This is a genomic window from Streptomyces sp. NPDC001709, from assembly GCF_053596375.1.
In genome coordinates this window covers 1-21,947 of sequence record NZ_JBSFGB010000016.1, presented here as the reverse complement: position 1 = coordinate 21,947, position 21,947 = coordinate 1, and the positions used below count along the sequence as shown (strand labels likewise).

Annotated in this window: 21 protein-coding genes and 1 rRNA gene; 5 read left to right on the top strand and 17 right to left on the bottom strand. The window is 70.7% G+C overall.

Annotated features, from left to right (window positions below; translation table 11 throughout):
• Nucleotides 1-16 precede the first annotated feature (16 nt).
• A complete protein-coding gene (locus ACWC0C_RS23300) occupies nt 17-835 on the top strand; it encodes a DUF4253 domain-containing protein (protein ID WP_450865584.1) in 819 nt (272 codons plus the stop codon).
• Nucleotides 836-848: 13 nt separating this feature from the next.
• Here ACWC0C_RS23300 and ACWC0C_RS23295 read toward each other — a convergent pair whose 3' ends face one another.
• Both ACWC0C_RS23295 and hemB read right to left on the bottom strand, forming a co-directional pair.
• A complete protein-coding gene (locus tag ACWC0C_RS23295) occupies nt 849-2,147 on the bottom strand; it encodes an aminotransferase-like domain-containing protein (protein ID WP_450865583.1) in 1,299 nt (432 codons plus the stop codon).
• Nucleotides 2,148-2,281: 134 nt separating this feature from the next.
• A complete protein-coding gene (hemB, locus tag ACWC0C_RS23290) occupies nt 2,282-3,274 on the bottom strand; it encodes a porphobilinogen synthase (RefSeq protein WP_449201309.1) in 993 nt (330 codons plus the stop codon).
• A 279-nt stretch (nt 3,275-3,553) separates the two neighbouring features.
• Here hemB and ACWC0C_RS23285 point away from each other — a divergent pair, with 279 nt between their 5' ends.
• A complete protein-coding gene (locus ACWC0C_RS23285) occupies nt 3,554-4,546 on the top strand; it encodes a phospholipase D-like domain-containing protein (RefSeq protein WP_450865580.1) in 993 nt (330 codons plus the stop codon).
• 48 nt (nt 4,547-4,594) lie between these two features.
• Here the strand turns inward: ACWC0C_RS23285 and ACWC0C_RS23280 are convergent, their stop codons facing one another.
• From ACWC0C_RS23280 to ACWC0C_RS23260, 5 genes are all read right to left on the bottom strand, one after another.
• A complete protein-coding gene (locus tag ACWC0C_RS23280; protein WP_449201307.1) occupies nt 4,595-6,307 on the bottom strand; it encodes a uroporphyrinogen-III synthase in 1,713 nt (570 codons plus the stop codon).
• Nucleotides 6,304-7,263, bottom strand: coding sequence for a hydroxymethylbilane synthase (gene hemC / locus ACWC0C_RS23275; RefSeq protein WP_449201306.1), 960 nt, complete (start codon nt 7,261-7,263; stop codon nt 6,304-6,306). The genes ACWC0C_RS23280 and hemC overlap by 4 nt, the downstream gene beginning before the upstream one ends.
• The gene (locus ACWC0C_RS23270) at nt 7,260-8,951 is read right to left on the bottom strand and encodes a glutamyl-tRNA reductase (RefSeq protein WP_449201305.1); all 1,692 of its coding nucleotides are present in this window, start codon (nt 8,949-8,951) and stop codon (nt 7,260-7,262) included. The genes hemC and ACWC0C_RS23270 overlap by 4 nt, the downstream gene beginning before the upstream one ends.
• On the bottom strand, nt 8,948-9,727 hold the full coding sequence (locus ACWC0C_RS23265) for a redox-sensing transcriptional repressor Rex (protein ID WP_449201304.1): 780 nt from the start codon (nt 9,725-9,727) through the stop codon (nt 8,948-8,950). The genes ACWC0C_RS23270 and ACWC0C_RS23265 overlap by 4 nt, the downstream gene beginning before the upstream one ends.
• Before the next feature lie 280 nt (nt 9,728-10,007).
• The gene (locus tag ACWC0C_RS23260) at nt 10,008-10,280 is read right to left on the bottom strand and encodes a glutaredoxin family protein (RefSeq protein ID WP_449201303.1); all 273 of its coding nucleotides are present in this window, start codon (nt 10,278-10,280) and stop codon (nt 10,008-10,010) included.
• Nucleotides 10,281-10,406: 126 nt separating this feature from the next.
• On the opposite strand from ACWC0C_RS23260, the gene ACWC0C_RS23255 reads away from it, so the two are divergent.
• The 3 genes from ACWC0C_RS23255 to ACWC0C_RS23245 all read left to right on the top strand — a co-directional run bounded on the left by ACWC0C_RS23255 (nt 10,407) and on the right by ACWC0C_RS23245 (nt 13,990).
• A complete protein-coding gene (locus ACWC0C_RS23255) occupies nt 10,407-11,336 on the top strand; it encodes an HAD family hydrolase (protein ID WP_449201302.1) in 930 nt (309 codons plus the stop codon).
• Nucleotides 11,337-11,736: 400 nt separating this feature from the next.
• The gene (locus tag ACWC0C_RS23250; RefSeq protein WP_449201301.1) at nt 11,737-12,522 is read left to right on the top strand and encodes an ECF subfamily RNA polymerase sigma factor, BldN family; all 786 of its coding nucleotides are present in this window, start codon (nt 11,737-11,739) and stop codon (nt 12,520-12,522) included.
• A 238-nt stretch (nt 12,523-12,760) separates the two neighbouring features.
• Nucleotides 12,761-13,990, top strand: coding sequence for a DUF5667 domain-containing protein (locus ACWC0C_RS23245; protein WP_450865576.1), 1,230 nt, complete (start codon nt 12,761-12,763; stop codon nt 13,988-13,990).
• Nucleotides 13,991-14,043: 53 nt separating this feature from the next.
• Here the strand turns inward: ACWC0C_RS23245 and ACWC0C_RS23240 are convergent, their stop codons facing one another.
• From ACWC0C_RS23240 to rrf, 10 genes are all read right to left on the bottom strand, one after another.
• Complete coding sequence (locus tag ACWC0C_RS23240) at nt 14,044-15,129, bottom strand: lysophospholipid acyltransferase family protein (protein WP_450865574.1); 1,086 nt, start codon at nt 15,127-15,129, stop codon at nt 14,044-14,046.
• Between the two features lie 14 nt (nt 15,130-15,143).
• Nucleotides 15,144-16,214 carry an NAD-dependent epimerase/dehydratase family protein gene (locus ACWC0C_RS23235; RefSeq protein WP_450865572.1) on the bottom strand — a complete coding sequence of 357 codons (1,071 nt, stop codon included), beginning with the start codon at nt 16,212-16,214 and terminating at the stop codon, nt 15,144-15,146.
• A gap of 209 nt (nt 16,215-16,423) precedes the next feature.
• Entirely contained in the window at nt 16,424-16,522 is a 99-nt protein-coding gene (locus tag ACWC0C_RS23230; protein WP_003948845.1) for a 30S ribosomal protein bS22, read from the bottom strand.
• A 146-nt stretch (nt 16,523-16,668) separates the two neighbouring features.
• On the bottom strand, nt 16,669-16,881 hold the full coding sequence (locus ACWC0C_RS23225; protein ID WP_121791081.1) for a helix-turn-helix domain-containing protein: 213 nt from the start codon (nt 16,879-16,881) through the stop codon (nt 16,669-16,671).
• A 129-nt stretch (nt 16,882-17,010) separates the two neighbouring features.
• Nucleotides 17,011-17,826, bottom strand: a complete 816-nt coding sequence (locus ACWC0C_RS23220; protein WP_449201297.1) for a phosphatase — start codon at nt 17,824-17,826, stop codon at nt 17,011-17,013.
• A 135-nt stretch (nt 17,827-17,961) separates the two neighbouring features.
• A complete protein-coding gene (locus ACWC0C_RS23215) occupies nt 17,962-19,134 on the bottom strand; it encodes an acetoin utilization protein AcuC (RefSeq protein WP_450865571.1) in 1,173 nt (390 codons plus the stop codon).
• On the bottom strand, nt 19,085-20,296 hold the full coding sequence (locus tag ACWC0C_RS23210; protein WP_450865569.1) for an MFS transporter: 1,212 nt from the start codon (nt 20,294-20,296) through the stop codon (nt 19,085-19,087). Before ACWC0C_RS23210 ends, ACWC0C_RS23215 begins: the two co-directional genes overlap by 50 nt.
• A gap of 66 nt (nt 20,297-20,362) precedes the next feature.
• Nucleotides 20,363-21,079, bottom strand: coding sequence for a VC0807 family protein (locus tag ACWC0C_RS23205; protein ID WP_450865567.1), 717 nt, complete (start codon nt 21,077-21,079; stop codon nt 20,363-20,365).
• A 93-nt stretch (nt 21,080-21,172) separates the two neighbouring features.
• Nucleotides 21,173-21,817: an HAD family hydrolase gene (locus tag ACWC0C_RS23200; protein ID WP_450865565.1), complete on the bottom strand. Its 645-nt coding sequence runs from the start codon at nt 21,815-21,817 to the stop codon at nt 21,173-21,175.
• A 59-nt stretch (nt 21,818-21,876) separates the two neighbouring features.
• Nucleotides 21,877-21,947, bottom strand: a 5S ribosomal RNA gene (rrf, locus tag ACWC0C_RS23195); the annotation flags it as partial.

Genomic DNA, 21,947 nt, shown 5'->3' with positions numbered 1-21,947 from the left:
CCGTACAGTCTCGGGCATGGCGACTCTTCCCAATCCGCTGCCCAAGCTGGCCACCGACCCCAGCGGGCGTTCCCTGGGGCTGCGGCTTCCTCCCGGCCGGCTCGTCGACATGACGGACGACGGGCCCTGGCACGAACCGCTGCTGTGGCACGCGGAGAAGCCCGCCGCGCCGGGCACCTGGAAGGCGCTGGGAGCGCCGGGTGCCCGGGTCGGTCTGCTGCCGGTGCTCGTGGATACCGGCGGTTCCGGCGGCGGCCTCGAGGACTGGGGGCTGCTGCCCGGTGAGACGTCGTATCCGGGCGATCACGACGCCGAGGAGGTCCTCGCGGAGTACTGGGAGGAGGAGACGGAGGACGGCGAGATCGCCGAGGAGATCGAGCCGTTCGGGGACGAGTGGCCCGGCCTCGCATCCTCCGCCCCTCTCTGCGCCGACCCGGACACCCGTGCCGCCCAGGTCGCCGACGCGCTGGTGCACGCTCCGGATTCGGTCGTCGAGGAGGCACACCTCGCCCTCGTTCCGGCCCGCCGGTCCGCCGACATCCCGGCGGTGATCGGCTGGACCGGCCCCATGAACTACGAGGGTGACGTCGCCCGGATATGCGCGGTGCTGCGCTCCTGGGAGGACCGCTTCGGCATACGGGTCGTGGCCCTCGGCCCGGACACCCTGGTCCTGTCCGTCGCGGCCCCGCCGACCACGCAGGAGGACGCCGAGGCGGTGGCGGGCGAGCACTTCGCACTCTGCCCGGACAACGTCCTCCAGGGCGATCAGGACACCCTCCGCGCGTACGCGAAGCACTTGATCGGCGCGCCCAGCTGGACCTTCTGGTGGGACTGAGCCACTTCCGCCGTCAGCCCCCGAGGCCGCCGAGCCCCCGCCCCAGCCTGCGCAGCCCCTCCGCGATCTCCTCCGGGGTCTGGGTGACGAAGCACAGGCGGAGGGCGGCGGGGTCGGGGGCGCCGGCGTAGAAGGGCGCGCCGGGCACGTAGGCCACGTTCTGCTCGACCACGTGGGGCAGCAGGGCGAGGGTGTCGTACGACTCCGGCAGCCGCACCCAGAGGAACATGCCGCCCTCGGGCCGGTTCCACCGCGAGCCGGGCGGGAGGGCGGTCGGCAGGCCGGCGAGCATGGCGTCCCGGCGTTCGCCGTACACGGCGCGCACCCGTTCCACATGGGCGTCCAGGACGTCGAGGTAGCGGGCGGCGGCGAGTTGGTTGAGCGTCGGGGTGTGCAGGTCCGCCGCCTGCTTGGCCACCGCGCACGCCCGGCGCAGTTCGGCGGGCGCGCGCAGCCAGCCGAGGCGCAGGCCGGGGGCCATCACCTTGGAGAACGAGCCGAGCAGGACGGTCCGGTCCTCGGCGCCGGGGAGGGAGGCGATCCAGGGAACGGGCTCGCCGTCGTAACGGAGTTCGCCGTACGGGTCGTCCTCGATGATCCACAGGCCTGCGCGGGCGGCGACGGCGGCGATCTCCGCGCGGCGCGGTGCGGGCATCGTACGGCCGGTGGGGTTCTGGAAGGTGGGGACCAGGTAGACCAGCTTGGGGCGCTCGCGGCGGACCGCCTCCTCCAGCGCCGCCGGGTCCACTCCGTCCGCGTCGCCCGGCACGGCCACCACGCGCGCGCCCGCGAGGCCGAAGACCTGAAGTGCCGCCAGATAGCAGGGGTTTTCCACCAGGACCGTGTCGCCGGGTTCGAGCAGGGCCGTCGCCAGGAGGGACAGGGCCTGCTGGGAGCCGGTGGTGATGAGCAGGTCGTCGGGGGTGGTGGGCAGGCCCCGCGCGGCGATGCGTCCGGCCAGGCCCGCCCGCAGCGCCGGCTCGCCCTCGGTCGTCGAGTACTGCAGCGCCTGCGCCGGAGTATGCGCCAGCACCTCCTCGAACGCCGCCGCTATGCCCTCCCGGTCGAAGAGTTCCGGTGCCGGCAGCCCGCCCGCGAAGTTGATCACCTCGGGCCGCGCGGTGACCGCGAGGATGTCCCGCACGGGCGAGCCGCCGACGCTGCGGGCACGCGCGGCGAGCGGCGGGACGGGGGCGCGGGTCGAGGCCGCCGGTGCCGGGGTCGGCCCGACGACGGCCGTATCCCGGCCCTGGGCAGGCTCGGCGAGCGTCGTGGCGGCGTGGCTCGGGGCGGCGGGCTCGGCGGTGGTCATGGCGCGGCTCTCCTTCGGCTCTGGGACCGCCAGGCTAGAGAGGTACGTGCCGCCTACACCGGTAATTCCGCGATCCGGACGGTCAGTTCGCGCTCACGCCCGGCACCGCTCCCCCGTCGACGGGTTCGCCGACGTCAGCGCAGCTTCTGCGCCGCCTCGGTCGCCCAGTACGTGAGGATGGTGCGCGCCCCGGCCCGCTTGATGCCGGTCAGGGTTTCGAAGATGGCGCGGTCGCGGTCGACCCAGCCCTTCTCGGCGGCGGCCTCGATCATCGAGTACTCGCCGGAGATCTGGTAGGCGGCGACGGGCACGTCCACGGCGTCCGCGACCCGGGCGAGGATGTCGAGGTACGGCCCGGCCGGCTTGACCATGACCATGTCCGCGCCCTCTTCCAGATCGAGGGCCAGCTCCCGCAGGGACTCGCGCCAGTTGGCCGGGTCCTGCTGGTAGGTCTTGCGGTCGCCCTGGAGCGAGGAGGCGACGGCCTCGCGGAAGGGGCCGTAGAACGCGGAGGAGTACTTGGCGGTGTAGGCGAGGATCGCCACGTCCTCGCGGCCGATCTGGTCGAGCGCGTCGCGGACGACGCCGATCTGGCCGTCCATCATCCCGCTGGGGCCGACGACATGGGCGCCGGCGTCGGCCTGCACCTGGGCCATCTCCGCGTACCGCTCCAGGGTCGCGTCGTTGTCGACCCGGCCCTCGGCGTCCAGGACCCCGCAGTGCCCGTGGTCGGTGGTCTCGTCCAGGCACAGGTCGGACATGACGAGCAGGTCGTCGCCGACCTCGGCGCGTACGTCCCGGATGGCGACCTGGAGGATCCCGTCCGGGTCGGTGCCCGGCGTCCCGAGGGCGTCCTTCTTGCTCTCCTCCGGCACGCCGAACAGCATGATCCCGGAGATGCCGGCCTCCACGGCCTCCAGCGCGGCCTTCTTCAGGCTGTCGCGGGTGTGCTGGACGACACCAGGCATGGCGGCGATCGGCACGGGCTCGCTCACGCCTTCCCGGACGAACGCCGGGAGGATGAAGTCGGCCGGGTGCAGCCGCGTCTCGGCGACCATCCGGCGCATGACGGGCGAGGTCCGCAGCCGCCGGGGACGCGTACCGGGAAACGATCCGTACTTCGTCATGTCCTCTACGCTACGCCCGCCCGGCCCCCGCCTTTGCCAACACCCTGTCGGCCCGGTGACGGGCTCACAGACCGGCCGACAGACCCGCTCACAGGCAGCCCACAGACAGCCCATTCACGCCATTCGCGGGCATAGCGGCGCCGGCATACGAAGTTTTTGCGCTCTCCTGGCGATCCCTGGATCCGCTCGCCTCCCCAGCGTTCTACGCGCGTGGTGTCATGCCCGCGCCACCTCCCACGGCACGACCTCCACGTTCCCTGCCTCCTACAGGAGTCACGCATGCTGCGGAAGGTCCTCACCCGCGCGGCCATCGCCCTGACCGCCGGCACCGCCGTCGTCGCCACGGCCCTCCCCGCGAACGCCGCGAGCTACTCGGCGTTCGCCTTCTCCCAGACCGGCAGCCAGCCCACGATCTACGACTTCGTCAACTCGGCCACCACCACGCTCGACATGACGATGTACGAGCTGGAGGACACGACGGCCGTCAACGACCTCATAGCCCTGAAGAACAAGGGCGTCACGGTCCGCGTGATCCTCGACCGCCAGCACCAGAGCGCCAACAACTCGGCGTACACGTCCCTGAGGAACGCGGGCGTGGGCGTCGTCTGGTCCTCCTCCGCCTACGTCTACACCCACCAGAAGACGATCACGGTCGACGGCGTGAAGTCCCTGATCATGACGGGGAACCTGACCTCGCAGTACTACACGACCAGCCGCGACTACGGCGTCTTCACCGACGACACCCGCGATGTCGCCGCCATCGAGAAGGTCTTCAACGCCGACTACACGGCGACGTCCGTCACCCCCACCGACGGCGACCACCTGCTGTGGTCCCCCACCGACTCCCGCAACCGCCTGGTGTCCTTCATCAACTCCGCCACCAAGAGCCTCGACGTGGAGGAGCTGGAGTTCAGCGACAGCACGGTCGTCAACGCGATCGTGGCCCGCGCCAAGGCGGGCGTGAAGGTCCGCGTGGTCCTGGAGAATCCTTCCAGCTACTCCACCCAGGTCTCCGCCGTGAAGGCGGCCGGCGGCACGGTCGTCGGCTACTCCGACCCGAGCGGCTTCTACATCCACGCCAAGGCGATGGTCGCCGACTACGGCCAATCCACCCAGGAGGTCGAGGCCGGCTCCATGAACCTCAGCAGCAACTCCCTCAGCAACAACCGGGAGCTGGGCATCATCCTGACCGGCACGGGCGTGGCCCAGCCGGTGGCGCAGACCATCGAGACGACGTTCAACAGCGACTACGCGGGCGGCACGGCGGCGTAGCGGGCGCGCACAGACGAAAGGCGGGTGCCTTACGGCACCCGCCTTTTCTCACGTGGTCGTACGGCGCCTGCGCGCCCCCGGCCGCCGCTCGCTCGGCCGCGTCACCGGGTCCCCGTTCTCCAGGGCGGCGGCGCGGCGCTTCAGGCCGAAGTCGGCCAGCGCCTCCGCCAGCTTGTGCACCGACGGCTCCGGGGCCATGACGTCGACCCGCAGGCCGTGTTCCTCGGCCGTCTTGGCCGTGGCCGGGCCGATGCAGGCGATCACCGTCACGTTGTGCGGCTTGCCCGCGATGCCGACCAGGTTCCGGACCGTCGAGGAGGACGTGAAGAGCACCGCGTCGAAGCCACCGCCCTTGATGGCCTCGCGGGTCTCCGCCGGCGGCGGCGAGGCCCGGACCGTCCGGTAGGCCGTGACGTCGTCGACCTCCCAGCCCAGCTCGATGAGGCCGGCGACCAGCGTCTCCGTGGCGATGTCCGCCCGGGGCAGGAAGACGCGGTCGATCGGGTCGAACACCGGGTCGTACGGCGGCCAGTCCTCCAGCAGACCCGCCGCCGACTGCTCACCGCTCGGCACCAGGTCCGGCTTCACACCGAAGGCGACCAGCGCCTTGGCCGTCTGCTCGCCCACGGCCGCGACCTTGATGCCCGCGAAGGCGCGCGCGTCGAGGCCGTACTCCTCGAACTTCTCCCGTACCGCCTTCACCGCGTTGACCGACGTGAAGGCGATCCACTCGTAGCGCCCCGTCACCAGGCCCTTGACCGCGCGCTCCATCTGCTGCGGGGTGCGCGGCGGCTCCACCGCGATCGTCGGGACCTCGTGCGGCACCGCGCCGTAGGACCGCAGCTGGTCGGAGAGCGACGCCGCCTGCTCCTTCGTACGCGGCACGAGCACCTTCCAGCCGAACAGCGGCTTGGACTCGAACCACGACAGCTGGTCACGCTGGGCGGCGGCGGAACGCTCACCGACCACGGCTATCACCGGCCGGCCGCCATCGGGGGACGGCAGCACCTTCGCCTGCTTCAGGGTCTGCGCGATCGTGCCGAGCGTCGCCGACCAGGTGCGCTGGCGGGTCGTCGTACCGGCGACCGTCACCGTCAGCGGGGTGTCCGGCTTGCGGCCCGCCGACACCAGCTCACCGGCCGCCGCGGCCACCGAGTCCAGGGTCGTGGACACGACGACCGTGCCGTCCGACGCGCCCACCTCCGTCCAGCAGCGGTCCGACGCCGTACGGGCATCCACGAACCGGACGTCCGTGCCCTGCGCGTCCCGCAGCGGGACACCGGCGTACGCGGGCACGCCGACCGCCGCCGCGACGCCCGGGACCACCTCGAAGGGCACCCCGGCAGCGGCGCAGGCGAGCATTTCCTCGGCCGCGTACGTATCAAGTCCCGGGTCCCCGGACACCGCACGGACGACCCGCCTGCCGCCCCGCGCAGCCTCCATGACAAGATGAGCGGCATCCCGGGCGGAAGCCGGGACAGCGGCGGTTGTTGACGTGCCGTCAACGACCGTCAGCTGGGGCGTGCCCGGGCCCGGCGGCGAGACCGAGGAATGGTCTGCGTCCGTCTGCAGCACGGAGACGCCCTGTCGGGCGTGCGTCCGGATCACGTCGAGCACCTCGTGCTCGGCGATCAGGACGTCCGCGTTCGACAGCGCCTCCACGGCGCGCAGAGTCAGCAGTCCCGGATCTCCGGGTCCGGCACCGAGGAAGGTGACGTGCCCGTGTTCCGGACCGGCGGCAGGAAGGGCGGTGGGGCTCAATGTGCTCGCTCCCCCATCAGACCGGCCGCGCCCTGGGCGAGCATCTCGGTGGCGAGGTCGCGACCGAGTGCCAACGCCTGTTCGTGCGTCTGGGGCACGGGACCGGTGGTGGACAGCTGCACCATGCGGGTGCCGTCGGTCGTGCCGACGACGCCCCGCAGGCGCATTTCCTTGACAATCTGCCCGTCGGCCAGGAGGTCGGCCAGCGCGCCCACAGGGGCGCTGCAACCGGCCTCCAGGGCGGCGAGCAGTGACCGTTCGGCGGTCACGGCGGCCCGCGTGAACGGGTCGTCGAGCTCGCCGAGTGCCGCGATGAGGTCCGCGTTGTCCGCGGCACACTCGATCGCCAAGGCCCCCTGGCCGGGGGCGGGCAGAACCGTGTCGACCGACAGGAAGTCGGTCACCTCGTCGATCCGGCCGATCCGGTGCAGTCCGGCGGCGGCCAGCACGACGGCGTCCAGTTCGCCGTCGCGGACGTACCGGATGCGGGTGTCCACGTTGCCGCGGATCGGGACCGTCTCTATGTCCAGGCCGTGGGCGCGGGCGTACGCGTTCAGCTGCGCCATGCGGCGCGGCGCACCGGTGCCGATGCGCGCCCCGCTGGGCAGGTCGGTGAACTTGAGGGCGTCGCGCGCGACGATCACGTCCCGCGGGTCCTCGCGCACCGGTATGGCGGCCAGGACCAGTTCCTCGGGCTGCGTGGTCGGCAGGTCCTTGAGCGAATGAACCGCGAAGTCGATCTCGCCCTTCAGCAGCGCGTCACGCAGCGCGGTGACGAACACACCGGTGCCGCCGATCTGCGCGAGGTGCTCGCGGGAGACGTCGCCGTACGTGGTGATCTCGACCAGCTCGACGGGCCGCCCGGTCACCTGGCGGACGGCCTCCGCGACCTGTCCGGACTGGGCCATGGCGAGCTTGCTCCGCCTGGTCCCCAGCCTCAGTGGGTTCTCACTCATGCCGGTCGGTCCTTCTTGTCTGTGCTGTCCCCGGCCCGGGAGACGGCGGCGACCGTCTCGGGGTCGAGGTCGAACAGGGTGCGTAGCGCGTCTGCGTACCCGGCGCCGCCGGGCTCGGCCGCGAGCTGCTTGACCCGTACGGTCGGCGCGTGCAGCAGCTTGTCGACGACCCGGTGCACGGCCTGCCGGATCTCGCCGCGCTGGCGTTCGTCCAGGTCGGGCAGGCGGCCGTCGAGCCGCGCGATCTCACCGGCGACGACGTCGGCGGCCATGGTGCGCAGCGCGACCACGGTCGGCGTGATGTGCGCCGCCCGCTGTGCCGCGCCGAAGGCCGCGACCTCGTCGGAGACGATACGCCGGACCTGGTCCACATCGGCCGCCATCGGCGCGTCGGCGGAGGCTTCCGCCAGCGACTCGATGTCGACCAGGCGCACCCCGGCCAGCCGGTGCACGGCCGCGTCGATGTCGCGGGGCATGGCCAGGTCGAGGAGGAAGAAGAAGGGCGCCGGGCGCTCGGCCGGCGGCTCCGGCTTGCGCCGCTCGGGGATCCGGCCGACGGTGGCGGCGGTCGCGGCGAGCGCGGTGATCAGCTCGGCGTCCGCCTCGGGCGTACGGCGGTCCCGGCGGTCGATCGTGCCGCCCGCGACCCAGGCCGCGTGCTGCTCCAGGGTGGCCGCGTCCATACCGGCGACGGCGGCCTCGCCCATGAGGGAGAAGCCGGGCTGTACGGCGGCCAGGTCCAGCGGGCAGTTGTCGTCGGTGCCGGCGCTGGTGGGCGGCAGCGGAGCCTTCGTGTTCACCGCGGTGACCGCGGTGAACACGGTGTCGGCGACGGCAGGCTGCCCGGTGCGGCCCTCGACCGCCTGCGCGACCGACTCCGCCGTGAGCACCAGGCCCGTCGCCCCGGTACAGGAGACCACGACGTCGGCACGTGTCAGCTCGTCCGGCACGGCGTCCATCCGTACCGCACGGGCGGTCACCGCGTTGTCGTCGGCCTCGGTCAGTATCTGCGCGAGCCGCTCGGCGCGCTCGAAGGTGCGGTTGGCGACGACGACCTCGGCGACCCCGGCCCGCGCGAGCGTGGCCGCAGCCAGGGAGGACATCGACCCGGCGCCGATGACGAGCGCCTTGCGGCCGGACGCCCATTGCGGTACGTCACCGCCCGCGGCCAGCTGCTCCAGGCCGAAGGTGACCAGGGACTGGCCGGCGCGGTCGATGCCGGTCTCGGAGTGGGCGCGCTTGCCGACCCTGAGGGCCTGCTGGAACAGGTCGTTCAGCAGCTTGCCCGCGGTGTGCAGCTCCTGCGCCGTGGCCAGCGAGTCCTTGATCTGGCCGAGGATCTGGCCCTCACCGACGACCATCGAGTCCAGGCCGCAGGCCACCGAGAACAGGTGGTGGACGGCCCGGTCCTCGTAGTGCACGTACAGATAGGGGGTCAGTTCCTCCAGGCCGACGCCGCTGTGCCGGGCGAGCAGCGTGGACAGCTCGGCGACACCGGCGTGGAACTTGTCCACGTCGGCGTACAGCTCGATGCGGTTGCAGGTGGCGAGCACCGCGGCCTCGGTGGCCGGCTCGGCGGCGACCGTGTCCTGCAGCAGCTTGATCTGGGCGTCCGCGCTCAGCGCGGCCCGCTCCAGCACGCTCACCGGTGCGCTGCGGTGGCTCAGCCCTACGACGAGGAGACTCATGCCGGCATCACGGCGGGTACGTCCCCGTCGGGCCCCTGGTCGGTGGAGTCGTCGGCGGCTACGCCGTGGGGAGCGGTGGCGGGCAGCGAGCCGACGTCACCGGCCGCGGTCTCCTCGCCGGCCTTGCGCTGCTCGTGGAAGGCGAGGATCTGGAGTTCGATCGAGAGGTCGACCTTGCGTACGTCGACCCCGTCCGGGACGGACAGCACGGTCGGCGCGAAGTTCAGGATGGAGGTGACCCCGGCGGCCACGAGCCGGTCGCAGACCTGCTGGGCGGCACCGGCGGGGGTGGCGATGACACCGATGGACACCCCGTTGTCCCGGATGATCTTCTCCAGGTCATCCGTGTGCTGCACCGGGATGCCGGCGACGGGCTTTCCGGCCATCGCGGGATCGGCGTCGATGAGGGCCGCGACCCGGAACCCACGGGAGGCGAACCCGCCGTAATTGGCCAGGGCGGCGCCGAGGTTACCGATACCGACGATCACAACCGGCCAGTCCTGGGTCAGGCCGAGTTCACGGGAGATCTGGTAGACGAGATACTCCACGTCGTAGCCGACACCGCGCGTTCCGTAGGAGCCCAGGTAGGAGAAGTCCTTGCGCAGCTTGGCGGAGTTGACCCCCGCCGCGGCCGCGAGCTCCTCGGAGGAGACCGTGGGTACCGAGCGCTCCGACAGCGCGGTCAGGGCTCGGAGGTACAGCGGAAGCCTGGCGACGGTGGCCTCGGGAATCCCTCGGCTGCGGGTCGCCGGTCGGTGTGTTCGGCCAGTTGCCACGGTGCTCCTGCGGGTAGAGCGGGGCTGCGGGCGGTCATACGTCCCCAGACCGCCCCGTCGACAGCAGGCTATGTCTTTGTGAACGCGTGCACAAAGATGGTGTCCGATTTGCCCGGCAGAAGTGACCGGGGTCACGCAACCGGGGCGCCCTCGTCGGGAACCGGCGCATACGCACCGACGTTCCTTCGTTACTGGGGGCAAAACCGCACACTCTCCTCACGAATCCCGCCCCCGAGATCGAACCACCGTCGATCCTAAGCGACGTTGGGACCGGTTTGGACTAGTCGGTCAGTGCCCGGCGCAGTCGCTCCTCGTTCACGCGCCAGAAGGTGTGCTGTTCACCATCGATCAATACGACCGGGATCTGCTCCCAGTACTGATCATGGAGCGACCGGTCCTCGGTGATGTCCTTGCGCTCCCAGGTCACCCCGAGTTCCCCGCAGACCTTTTCGATCACGACCTGTGCGTCGTCGCAGAGGTGACAGCCGGGCTTGCGGATGAGGGTGACGAGCCGGTCGCGAGGATCGGCCTTGCGTCGGAAGAGGGGGCTCATACCGGCCATTCTCGCGCGTGCGCCGCACGCTTCCGATCAGCCCTTTAACGGACCGGTCGCGGAGAGTTCACACGCAGCCAACCTCTCGAGTCCGGAAGCACCGAACAAACTGGCTATGCTCACGACATGGCCGCTCTCGGATGGCTCACCCCCCGTAGGCGCTCCGCCACGGCTCGCAGCGTGCTGGCAGGCGAGGCCTCGGCAGAGGCTGCCCGCAAGTCCTCGCAGGAGGCGCAGGAAACTCCGCAGGTCACGGCCGCGGAACCGGAGTTCCCGGTGCGGGGCGACGACAAGGCGGCCGCCTTCTTCGACCTCGACAACACCGTGATGCAGGGCGCCGCGCTGTTCCACTTCGGCCGGGGCCTGTACAAGCGGAAGTTCTTCGAGACCCGCGATCTCGCCAGATTCGCCTGGCAGCAGGCGTGGTTCCGGCTGGCCGGCGTCGAGGACCCGGAGCACATGCAGGACGCCCGCGACTCCGCGCTGTCCATCGTCAAGGGCCACCGCGTCGCCGAACTGGAGACCATCGGCGAGGAGATCTACGACGAGTACATGGCCGACCGCATCTGGCCCGGCACCCGCGCCCTGGCCCAGGCCCACCTGGACGCCGGCCAGAAGGTGTGGCTGGTCACGGCGGCGCCGGTGGAGATCGCCCAGGTGATCGCCCGCCGCCTGGGCCTCACCGGCGCGCTGGGAACGGTGGCGGAGTCCGTCGACGGCGTCTACACCGGCAAGCTGGTGGGCGAGCCGCTGCACGGCCCGGCGAAGGCGGAGGCGGTGCGCGCGCTGACCGCGGCCGAGGGGCTCGACCTCTCCCGCTGCGCGGCCTACAGCGACAGCCACAACGACATCCCGATGCTGTCCCTGGTCGGCCACCCCTACGCCATCAACCCCGACGCCAAGCTCCGCAAACACGCCCGGGACAAGGACTGGCGCCTGCGGGACTACCGCACCGGCCGGAAGGCGGCGAAGGTGGGCATTCCGGCGGCGGCGGGCGTCGGAGCGGTCGCCGGTGGCACCGCGGCGGCGATCGCTTTGAGCCGACGGCGCCGATAAGCCCTGGTTGGCGCGCACGGCTCAGCGCCGTAGCGGTACACGGCGGCCGCCGACCGCGGGTGCCTCGTGGCCGGTCGCGCCCCCGCGGCGGAGCCGCATATCGATACAGCCCCGCGCCCCTGGCGGGCGCCTCGCGCCCGGATTATGCCGCGGCCACTTCAACACGCCCCGTACCTTGCCGAAAGACGCCTCATTCCGATCAACAACCGATCAGGCTAGGGCACTTGATAAGCCGCCAATCGGCAACAGAAGCGACGCAATCGATGATTTGAGCAACTCGGTGTAGCAGTGCCTGCACGAAGCGTTATTCTCCTCAGACGCAAACCGGTACCCCTCCGTCGCTACGACGGGTGAACGGTCCCGCACTGCACGTGATGGAAGCTCTGCCTCTGGGAGTCCCGTGTACCCACACGTCGGGGTTGACGCCTCGGGCCTGGCTACGCTGCGCGCAACAGTCTCAACGGTCAAAGAGACGCTGCGCGGCCTCGTCCCCACCGCGTACGCCGTCCCCGCCTTCGCCGCCGCCGCGCCCGCCGGCCCGTGCTACGCACTGGCCGAGAGCAGCGCGGCCGTCGGCAGACGAGGGCGCTCGGCCGGTGCCGGCGCCGCCACCGCCCGCCGTCCGGCCGCCGACAGCGACAGCGCCCGGATGATGGACCTGGTCGAGCGCGCCCAGGCCGGCGAGGCCGAGGCCTTCGGCCGGCTCTACGACCAGTACAGCGACACGGTCTACCGGTACATCTACTACCGCGTCGGCGGCCGGGCCACCGCCGAGGACCTCACCAGCGAGACCTTTCTGCGCGCGCTGCGCAGGATCGGCACCTTCACCTGGCAGGGCCGCGACTTCGGCGCCTGGCTGGTGACGATCGCCCGGAATCTCGTCGCCGACCACTTCAAGTCCAGCCGCTTCCGCCTGGAGGTCACCACCGGCGAGATGCTGGACGCCAACGAGGTCGAGCGCTCCCCGGAGGACTCCGTCCTGGAGTCCCTGTCGAACGCCGCGCTGCTGGACGCCGTACGCCGGCTCAACCCGCAGCAGCAGGAGTGTGTGACGCTCCGCTTCCTCCAGGGCCTCTCGGTGGCCGAGACCGCCCGCGTCATGGGCAAGAACGAGGGCGCCATCAAGACCCTCCAGTACCGCGCCGTACGCACCCTCGCCCGGCTCCTGCCGGACGACGCACGCTGAAGCCGCCACGACTCTGGGCGACAGCCAACTCACGCTCCGTGAAAGCCCGTTGCCTTTCCGATCCGCTCATCCGCCGTCCGTAACCCAAGTGCCGCGCCAGTCGTTGTGCGGGATACAGGCTCCCTGTGGTCACGTCCTGGCCGACCCTGATCGCTCGATCGAGTGGAAGTGGTCGCGGGCGTGCAACCCTCAGGACCCCCTGGGGAGTCGACCGTCATGACGAGAGGAGGTGCCGCCAGTGATCGCGAACGTATCGGCCCACCGGCGGGCGAACGCCTTCGCCCAGGCCCTGGAGGAGCATTCCGACCGGGACACGGCGGCCGAGCAGTCCGTAGGCCAGGCGGGTTCCCCGCCGGCTACCGAGGAACAGTCCGAGCAGGGCGAGTTGCTGGCCCTCACGGCGGATCTCGGTGCGCTGCCCAAGCCGCAGCTCGACCCCGAGGTGAAGGTCGTACAGCGCGCCCAGCTGGTGGCCGCGATGGAGGCCATGCTTCAGGAGGGCACGGGGGCGGCGGACGTGCCGGTACCGGAACAGCGCTCGCACCACCGGGGCGCGCACCGGGCGAGTCCGCTGGGCAAACTCCGCCCGCGTTCCCGACTGACGAAGGGGCTCGCCGCGGGCGGGCTCAGCGTTGGCGTGGCCGCGGGAGCCTTCGGCGGCGTCGCCGCCGCCAGCTCGGACGCCCTGCCCGGCGACTCCCTCTACGGCCTCAAGCGCGGCATCGAGGACTTCAAGCTCAACTACCTGACCACCGGCGACGACCAGCGCGGCCAGACCTATCTCGACCAGGCCTCCACCCGGCTCGGCGAGGCCCGGCGGCTGATGGAGCGCGGTCGCGGCGGCCAGCTCGACCACGAATCCATCGGCGAGATCCGGCGCACGCTCTCCGGTATGCAGCACGACGTCACCGAGGGCCACCGCCTGCTCCACGAGGCCTACGAAGCCGACCCCGGCTCCCTCGGCCCCATCCAGGCCCTGTCCACCTTCTCCCGCGCCCACCGCGAGGCCTGGAGCGCGCTCAGCGACAAGCTGCCCGTGCAGCTCGGGGACGTCAAACAGCAGGTGTCGTCGGTGTTCGACGCCATAGACCAAGAGGTCGCCCCGCTGCAGTCCCTGCTCCCGCAGCCACCCGCCCGCGGCGGCGACGGCAAGCGGCAAGGCTCCGGCCCGGCATCCACCGGCTCCTCCGGCGGCCACGGATCCACCCCGCCCAGCTCCGCCGGCCACACCCCGGCCTCCGGCAAGCACGCGAGCACCGGCGACCCGAGCGGCTCGGCCACCGGCACCACCGGCGTGGGCCTGATCGGCGGCGACACGGGCGGCCTGCTCCAGCCACCGAAGACCGGCACGGGCAGCAGCACCCCGCCCACCACCAAACCCCCGATGACCACCCCCGACGTCACCCTCCCCCCGCTCCTCCCCGGCCTCCTCCCCGGCCTGGGCATCGAGGGCGAGGACACGCACTGACGCCGTTACGGCTACGGCAACGGGGGCGCCCTTCCCGAGCGGGGCGCCCCCGGTCAGAAGAAGACCGACCGCCGCTGCACGAGCAACTTGTACAGCGTGTGCTGGATCTGCTCCCGCACCTGATCGGTCAGGTTGAACATCAGCATCGGATCCTCCGCCGCCTCCGGCGGATACCCGTCCGTCGGAATCGGCTCCCCGAACTGAATCGTCCACTTCGTCGGCAGCGGAACCGCGCCGAGCGGCCCCAGCCACGGAAACGTCGGCGTCAGCGGGAAGTACGGGAACCCCAGCAACCGCGCCAGCGTCTTCGCGTTGCCGATCATCGGGTAGATCTCCTCCGCCCCCACGATCGAGCACGGGATGATCGGCGCCCCCTGCCGCAGCGCGGTCGACACAAAGCCGCCCCGCCCGAACCGCTGCAGCTTGTACCGCTCGCTGAAAGGTTTCCCGATCCCCTTGAAGCCCTCCGGCATCACCCCGACGACCTCGCCTTGAGCCAGCAGCCGCTCCGCGTCCTGCGCGCACGCCAGGGTGTGCCCCAGCTTGCGGGCCAGCTCGTTGACCACTGGCAGCACGAAGACCAAGTCGGCCGCCAGCAGCCGTAGATGACGGCCGGCCGGATGGTGGTCGTGCACGGCGACCTGCATCATCAGCCCGTCCAGCGGCAGCGTCCCGGAGTGGTTGGCGACGATCAGCGCCCCACCCTTGGCCGGGATGTTCTCGATGCCCTTCACCTCGACCCGGAAGTACTTCTCGTACACCGGCCGCAGCAGTGACATCAGGACCTGGTCGGTCAACTCCTCGTCGTAACCGAAGTCGTCGACGTCGTAGTCCCCGGTCAGCCGGCGCCGCAGAAAGGCCAGCCCGGCCGCCACACGCCGCTCCAGGCCGCCGCCGAGCCCACCGGCCCCCGACGGCTCCGGTGCCTCCTCCGGCTCCTTCTCACGGCTCACAGGCCCATCTTCCCGCGCCCGGCCCCGGCCCGGCAGCGGCTGGACCTCACCCAGCTCACCGGGCCCGGCCCCGGCCTCGCCGAGGGCGCCGCGTCGGGTGCCCCCGCTCCGGCGCCGCGCCGGGCGCTGCGCGGCGCTCCCGCGGGACCGGTCGTCGTCGAACGGAATGACCTTGGCGTCCGCCATCGTTGCCGCTCTCCTCAGTTGGCGCTGTCGGCGCTGTGCGTCGTGGGCCGGCCGCCGCCCCTCGCGGCGAGCGCGGCGATCCGGTCGACGGCCCCCGCGAGGGCTTCCGGCGGCACCAGCCCGGGGCCCTGGCCGCGGGCGAAGTCCGCGAACGTCTCCGCCGTCGTGTACCTGGGCGTGAAGCCCAGCGTGTCGCGCATCTGGACGGTGTCCACCACTCGCCCGTGCGTGAGCAGCCGGATCTGCTCCGGCGAGAAGTCCGTCATACCGAGCGTACGCACCAGCGAACCCGCCCAGGTGACCGCGGGCAGCAGCAGCGGCACCGTCGGCCGCCCGAGCCGCCGGGAGCACTGCGAGAGGAGCAGCACCCCGTCGCCGGCGATGTTGAACGTGCCACTGTTGAGGGTGCCCCGGCGCGGCTCGTGCGAGGCGATCCTGAGCACCTCGACGACGTCGTCCTCGTGCACGAACTGCAGCCGGGGGTCGTAGCCGAACACGGTCGGCAGCACGGGCAGCGCGAAGTAGGAGGCGAGCGGGGTGTCGGCGGCCGGCCCGAGGATGTTGGCGAACCGCAGCACGCACACGGCGACGTCCGGCCGCCGCCGGGCGAACCCGCGCACATACCCCTCGACCTCGACGGTGTCCTTCGCGAAGCCACCACTCGGCAGCGACTTCGGCGGGGTCGTCTCGGTGAAAACGGCCGGATCGCGCGGCGCCGACCCGTAGACGTTCGTGCTGGACTTCACGACCAGCCGCTTCACCGTCGGCGACTTCTGGCAGGCGCCGAGCAGCTGCATGGTGCCGATGACGTTGGTCTCCTTGACCGTGGCCCGGCTGCCGCTGCCCAGCGGCGTGCCCGTCACATCCATGTGGACCACCGTGTCGGCGCCCGTCTCGGCGAGCACCCGGGCGATCGTCGGCTGCCGGATGTCGGCCTGGATGAAGTCCGCCCCGCCCAGGTGGTGCGCCGGTGGCACCGCGTCCACGGCGATCACCCGGTCGACCTCCGGATCCCGCTGGATCCGCCGTACGAACCGGCCGCCCAGTTGCCGGGCCACTCCGGTGACGAGCACGACCTTCCCCAAGATCAGCGCCTTCCTTCGCGCGTTACGGCTAGGGCCAACCTAGCGGGTTGATGTTGCGCTGTGATGACCACCCGATGCACGAGGTGACGGAAATTCACTCATCGGAATATGCCCCCACGGCGAGAGCCGGGTACCCGGATATGCCTGTGGCCCCCCACCAGTACTGATGGGGGGCCACAGATACGCGCTGACACGCTCTCGCGCGTCGCCTACTTCTTGTTGCGACGCTGAACGCGCGTGCGCTTGAGCAGCTTGCGGTGCTTCTTCTTGGCCATCCGCTTGCGCCGCTTCTTGATAACAGAGCCCACGACTACCCTCGCTCACTTCTCATCACTCGGTTGTTTGGGCGCCATGGGCCCACACGACCTACGAGGGGCTAGCCTACCCAACCGAGCGCCCAGGTCGTAATCGAGGGGGTATCCCCAGGTCACTCGCGGTCACCCGGGGGTCGCCGTCAAGCCGTCTCCACCCCCACATAGCTGTCACGGAGGTACTCGTGTACCGCTTGTTCCGGGACGCGGAAGGACCGCCCCACCCGGATCGCGGGCAGATGACCGCTGTGCACCAGGCGGTACACGGTCATCTTCGACACTCGCATCACCGAGGCGACCTCCGCCACGGTAAGGAACTGAACCTCGTTCAGAGGCCTCTCGCCAGCTGCAGCCATGACACACCTGAACCTTCCGCACTCGACGGGCACCGGCTTCCCCTTCCGGTGACTCTTCGTCGTTGCGTGCTCACTCCCCAATGTAGGGGCGGGTGATGCAAGTGGGGAAGAGGTGCACCCATCGCAGGCCTACTGTGACAGACACGCTCGTTTGAGTACGTAGCGGGTAAGCGGCCGGTAGTGAGCAGACCGCACGCCGTCATCAACCGGAACGGCGACGGACACGCGCCCCTCGGCCTCCCCCACGAACAGCGCCGGATCATCCGTGTCGGCGAGACCGATGGCCTCGAACCCCAGCTGACCAGCACCGCAGACCCATCCGTGGTCCCCGACGACCAGCTCGGGCAGCGGCCCGCCGCTCTCCGCCGCGGCCTCCAGCACGACCCGAACCGGGAGCGGCGAATGGCAGTGCACGCCGGGCTCACAACCGGGGCGCCCGTCGTCGATTTCCCGCACCAACCCGACCCTGCGTGCGTAGCCGAGGTGATACGTACGTAGACCGAACCGGGTCAATATGTCGACACAGCGACCCTGCGCCGGGGTGAGCACGTCACACCCCGCCGCCGAGAGCGCGTCCGCCAAGCCTGCGTAGAACCCGAGCAGCCGCTGCGGATGCCCGGTCCCGAACAGCACGGGCGCACCGCGTCTCGCGACGGCACGGATCCGCCCGGCGAAGGCGTCCAGTGCGGCCAGGGTCCGCTCCGGATCGATCACATCCGGTCCCGAAGTGTGCCGGGGATCGGCTGAGACCCCGCACTTCTCCGCCATCAGCCCCAGCAGATCCCGTTGTCCCCAGACCCCTTCGGGATCAATCCCGATCAGCACCCGAGGATCCCGGGCAGCGAACAGCCGATAGCTGCGCAGACTGTCCTCCCGAGAGGTCCCCACCTCCCCGGCCAGCCGAACAGCCAGCAAATGCGCACGCAGAGCTCCGCTGGTCAACACGGGTGCGATGGTGACGCATCAGGGGTGGGGAGGGGACGGGAACAGGGGAATTGGGCACGGTTGGCCTAACGGGCGGCAACACAGCCGTGGCTGCGGGCAGTCGTGGCTGCGGGCAGTCGTGCCGCCGGGGCGGCGCTAAGGCAACAGCCCCCGCAACGGGAACACCGCCCGCCGAGTCGCCAGCACGGCCTGATCCAAGCGGTCAGCGGGGTCGTACCCCGACTCCCAGGACGCCCAACTCACCGGCCACCGCCCATCGGTCATCCGCTGCGGCCCCAACTGCCGAGTCCGAGCGAACACCTCCCGCCGCCACTCCTCGGGGATCCCCGCCTCCGGCGCCACCGGACTCCCCGCCGCGATCCCCACCAGATGCGTCCACGACCGCGGCACGACATCCACCACCGCATACCCGCCACCACCGAGCGCGACCCACTTCCCCCCGGCGTACTCGTGCGCCAGCTCATGACACGCCACCTGCACAGCCCGCTGCGCATCCAGCGACACCGCAAGATGCGCCAGCGGATCCTCGAAGTGCGTATCCGCGCCGTGCTGTGACACGAGCACCTGGGGCCTGAACTCGGCGAGCAGCTCCGGCACCACCGCGTGAAACGCCCGCAGCCACCCCGCATCCCCGGTCCCGGCCGGCAGGGCGACGTTCACGGCCGCCCCCTCCCCCGCCCCGGCCCCGGTCTCCTCCGGCCACCCGGTCTGCGGGAACAACGTCCGCGGATGCTCGTGCAACGAGATCGTCAGAACCCGCGGATCCTCCCAGAACGCCGCCTGCACCCCGTCCCCGTGATGCACGTCGACGTCCACATAGGCGACCCGCTCGGCCCCCAGCTCCAGCAACCGGGCGATGGCCAGCGAGGCGTCGTTGTAGATACAGAACCCCGAGGCCCCACCCGGCATCGCGTGATGCAGCCCGCCGGCGAAGTTCACGGCGTGCTCGGCGTCCCCCCGCCACACCGCCTCCGCCGCCCCCACCGACTGCCCGGCGATCAGCGCGGACACCTCGTGCATCCCGGCGAAGGCGGGATCATCCATCGTCCCCAGCCCGTACGACCCGTCCGCCCCCGCCGGATCGGCCGACGCGGCCTTCACCGCGTCGATGTAGTCCTCCCGGTGGACCAGCCGCAGCGTCGACTCCCCGGCCGGCTTGGCCGCGACGACCTCCACCTCCCGGTCGAGCCCGAAGGCGCCCACCAGTTTCCGGGTCAGTGCCAGCCGGACCGGATCCATCGGATGGTCCGGGCCGAAGTCATAGCCCGTTACTGCCTCGTCCCACATCAGCTGTGCGCGGCCGCTCATGCCCGCCACCGTATCGGTCCGGTTGAGCGGCGAACGACCTGGCGTACACCAACGTCACCAGCACCAACACCATCGGCACCAGCATGGCCCCCCGGTAGCTCCACGCATCGCCCAGCGCCCCCACCAACGGCGAACCGACCAGAAAACCCACGTAATTGAAAATATTGAGACGCGCGACGGCCGCATCCGAAGCCCCCGGAAACAGCCTCCCCGCCGCCGCGAACGTCTGCGGCACCAGCACGCACAGCCCCAGACCCAACAGCGTGAACCCGAGCATCCCGACCCAGGCCCCGGGCGCCGAGGCCACCACCGCGAACCCCCCGGCCGCCACCAGCGCCCCGAGCCGTACGACCGCCACGGCACCGAACCGCCGTACCCCGAAGTCCCCGATGGCCCGCCCCAGCAGCGTGGTCACCATGTACACGTTGTACGGCACCGTCGCCAGCTGCTCCGAACTGCCCAGCACGTCCTTCAGGTACTTCGCACTCCAGTTGGAGACGGTCGAGTCCCCGATGTAGGCGAAGGTCATCACCAGGCAGAGCGGCAGCAGCAGCTTGAAGACGACACCGCCGCCCTGGCCCTGTTCCTCCCCCAGGGGCGCCGGAACCCCGTCGACGTACCACCGGCTCCCCACGAGCGTCGCCGGCAGCAGCACGGCCACCACCGGGAGGTACGACACCCACAGCGCGAGATGCCAGTGCGCCCCGACCCACGCCAGCGAGGCACCCAGGATCCCGCCCAGGCTGTACGCGGCGTGGAAGCTGAGCATGATGCTGCGGCCATACGACCGCTGCAGGCTCACCCCGAGCATGTTCATGGACGCGTCCAGCGCGCCCACGGCCAGCCCGAACGCGCCCAGTGCCAGCGCCAGCTCCGCGATGTGCCCGCCGGCCCCGGCGCCGAGCAGGGCCAGCAGCACCACCGGCTGGGACCAGCGCAGCAGCCGGCTGGGCCGTATCCGCTTCACCAGCTGCTCGGTGGTCACACTGCCGACACCGGCGAGGATCGGCACGGCGGCCAGGAAGGCCGGCAGCAACGCGTCGGAGACGCCGTACCAGTCCTGGATGGCCGGAATGCGCGTCACCAGCAGGGCGAAGGTGGCGCCTTGAGCGAAGAAGCCGAACGCCAGCGAGGCCCTACCGCGCCGCAGCACATCAGTCATGGCGGCGAGCGTAGGGCCCCGGGCTACCTGTGGGTAGATCCAGCCAAAGATGAATTTCCTTCAGCTTTACCGAGCGGCGGATCGGGCGGCGATGCCGAGTCCCGGCTGCTCGGTCCGGTCGGCCTCGACCTCCGCCTCGACCTCGGCGGCCAGCATCTTCTTCATCGGCACGACCGCCAGGCCGCCGCCGACCACCATGCCGATCACGATCGCACCGATCACGAAGACGGTGCCGAGCCACACCATGGTGTCCACGGGGATGGTGTACGCACCCACAACCCGCCCGACGCACTCGGCGAGCAATGCCAGTCCCCAGACGACGGAGAACGCCTTCTCCTTCCGGAGGAAGCCCGCGGACCCGGCCGCCTCACCGGACACCAGCCGTTCCCAGGCTGCCTCCTTCGCCGCGTCACCCTCGACGAGGAAGGGCTTCATACCAGCGGTCATCATCGGCTTGCCCAGCCAGACGGAGACGAGGATCCCCACGGCGACCGTGCTGCTGACCCCGCTGTCCTTGGCGAGCATCAGCCGCGGATCCCCGGAGACGAAGCTGAGCAGCAGCGAGACGACGTTGACGGCCAGGATGAGACCGGCCAGACCGTTGGTCTTCCGCTCCTTCACCAGGCTCCACAGGGTCCGCACCGCCGGCACCACACTGCTCCAGACGAGTGCGGCGAAAGTGCTCAGCCCGAAGGCGTCCTTGAAGAGGTAGTACGAGCCGAGCGGCACCGCCACGTCCAAGAGCAGCGGCTTGAAGTTGTGGATCCCCGTGTTCTTCGTCATGCCCTCAGCTTCGCCGCCGCAGGGTGTCCGCCAGTAGAAACGAACATCCGGATGTCCGCGTGACAAATGTCAGGCACCAGGCGATGGCTTCCGTCAGACCAGCAGGTCAGCCAACTCGCCCATGGTGGAGAAGAGTTGGTCGGCATCCGCCAGCTTCGCCGCCGGCGTCATCGCGGTGAACCCGTAGACGGTCATCCCGGCCGCCCGGGCCGCCTGTACGCCCAGCGGAGAGTCCTCCACCACCAGGCACCGCTCCGGCGCCACCCCCATGCGCTGCGCGGCGTACAGGAAGAGATCGGGCGCCGGCTTCCCGCGCCCCACGTCCTCGGAGCTGAAGATGCGCTCCTCCGCGAACCACCGGTCGAGCCCCGTTGTCCGATGCCCGACCCGGATCCGCGCATGACTCCCGGAGGAGGCCACACAGTACGGCACCCCGTCCGCGGCCAGCTTCTCCAGTACGACGTCCACGCCGGCCACGGGTCGCAACTCCCGCTCGAACGCGGCGAACACACGCGCGTGGAAGACGTCGTCGAAGTCGTCCGGCAGCCGCTGCCCGGTCCGCTCCAGCACGAGCTCATGGATCCGATGCATCGCCGAGCCCATGTAGTCCCGGATGGAGTCCTCGTACGAGGTCGGGTGGCCCAACTCGGTCAGATAGGCGGCCAGATGCCGATTGGAAATGGGCTCACTGTCGACGAGCACCCCATCGTTGTCAAAGATCACCAAGTCACAGCGCATGCACTTGAGCATAAACGCAGAAAGGCCCACGCCTACGGCGTGGGCCTTTCCCAAGAATTGTTCGGCGGCGTCCTACTCTCCCACAGGGTCCCCCCTGCAGTACCATCGGCGCTGTGAGGCTTAGCTTCCG

Bases quoted from the DNA above. Each gene is read 5' to 3' on its own strand.
- ACWC0C_RS23300 (WP_450865584.1), top strand. From the start codon at position 17: ATGGCGACTCTTCCCAATCCGCTGCCCAAGCTGGCCACCGACCCCAGC.
- ACWC0C_RS23295 (WP_450865583.1), bottom strand. From the start codon at position 2,147: ATGACCACCGCCGAGCCCGCCGCCCCGAGCCACGCCGCCACGACGCTC.
- hemB (WP_449201309.1), bottom strand. From the start codon at position 3,274: ATGACGAAGTACGGATCGTTTCCCGGTACGCGTCCCCGGCGGCTGCGG.
- ACWC0C_RS23285 (WP_450865580.1), top strand. From the start codon at position 3,554: ATGCTGCGGAAGGTCCTCACCCGCGCGGCCATCGCCCTGACCGCCGGC.
- hemC (WP_449201306.1), bottom strand. From the start codon at position 7,263: ATGAGTGAGAACCCACTGAGGCTGGGGACCAGGCGGAGCAAGCTCGCC.
- ACWC0C_RS23270 (WP_449201305.1), bottom strand. From the start codon at position 8,951: ATGAGTCTCCTCGTCGTAGGGCTGAGCCACCGCAGCGCACCGGTGAGC.
- ACWC0C_RS23260 (WP_449201303.1), bottom strand. From the start codon at position 10,280: ATGAGCCCCCTCTTCCGACGCAAGGCCGATCCTCGCGACCGGCTCGTC.
- ACWC0C_RS23255 (WP_449201302.1), top strand. From the start codon at position 10,407: ATGGCCGCTCTCGGATGGCTCACCCCCCGTAGGCGCTCCGCCACGGCT.
- ACWC0C_RS23240 (WP_450865574.1), bottom strand. From the start codon at position 15,129: ATGGCGGACGCCAAGGTCATTCCGTTCGACGACGACCGGTCCCGCGGG.
- ACWC0C_RS23225 (WP_121791081.1), bottom strand. From the start codon at position 16,881: ATGGCTGCAGCTGGCGAGAGGCCTCTGAACGAGGTTCAGTTCCTTACC.
- ACWC0C_RS23215 (WP_450865571.1), bottom strand. From the start codon at position 19,134: ATGAGCGGCCGCGCACAGCTGATGTGGGACGAGGCAGTAACGGGCTAT.
- ACWC0C_RS23210 (WP_450865569.1), bottom strand. From the start codon at position 20,296: ATGACTGATGTGCTGCGGCGCGGTAGGGCCTCGCTGGCGTTCGGCTTC.
- ACWC0C_RS23205 (WP_450865567.1), bottom strand. From the start codon at position 21,079: ATGACGAAGAACACGGGGATCCACAACTTCAAGCCGCTGCTCTTGGAC.
- ACWC0C_RS23200 (WP_450865565.1), bottom strand. From the start codon at position 21,817: ATGCGCTGTGACTTGGTGATCTTTGACAACGATGGGGTGCTCGTCGAC.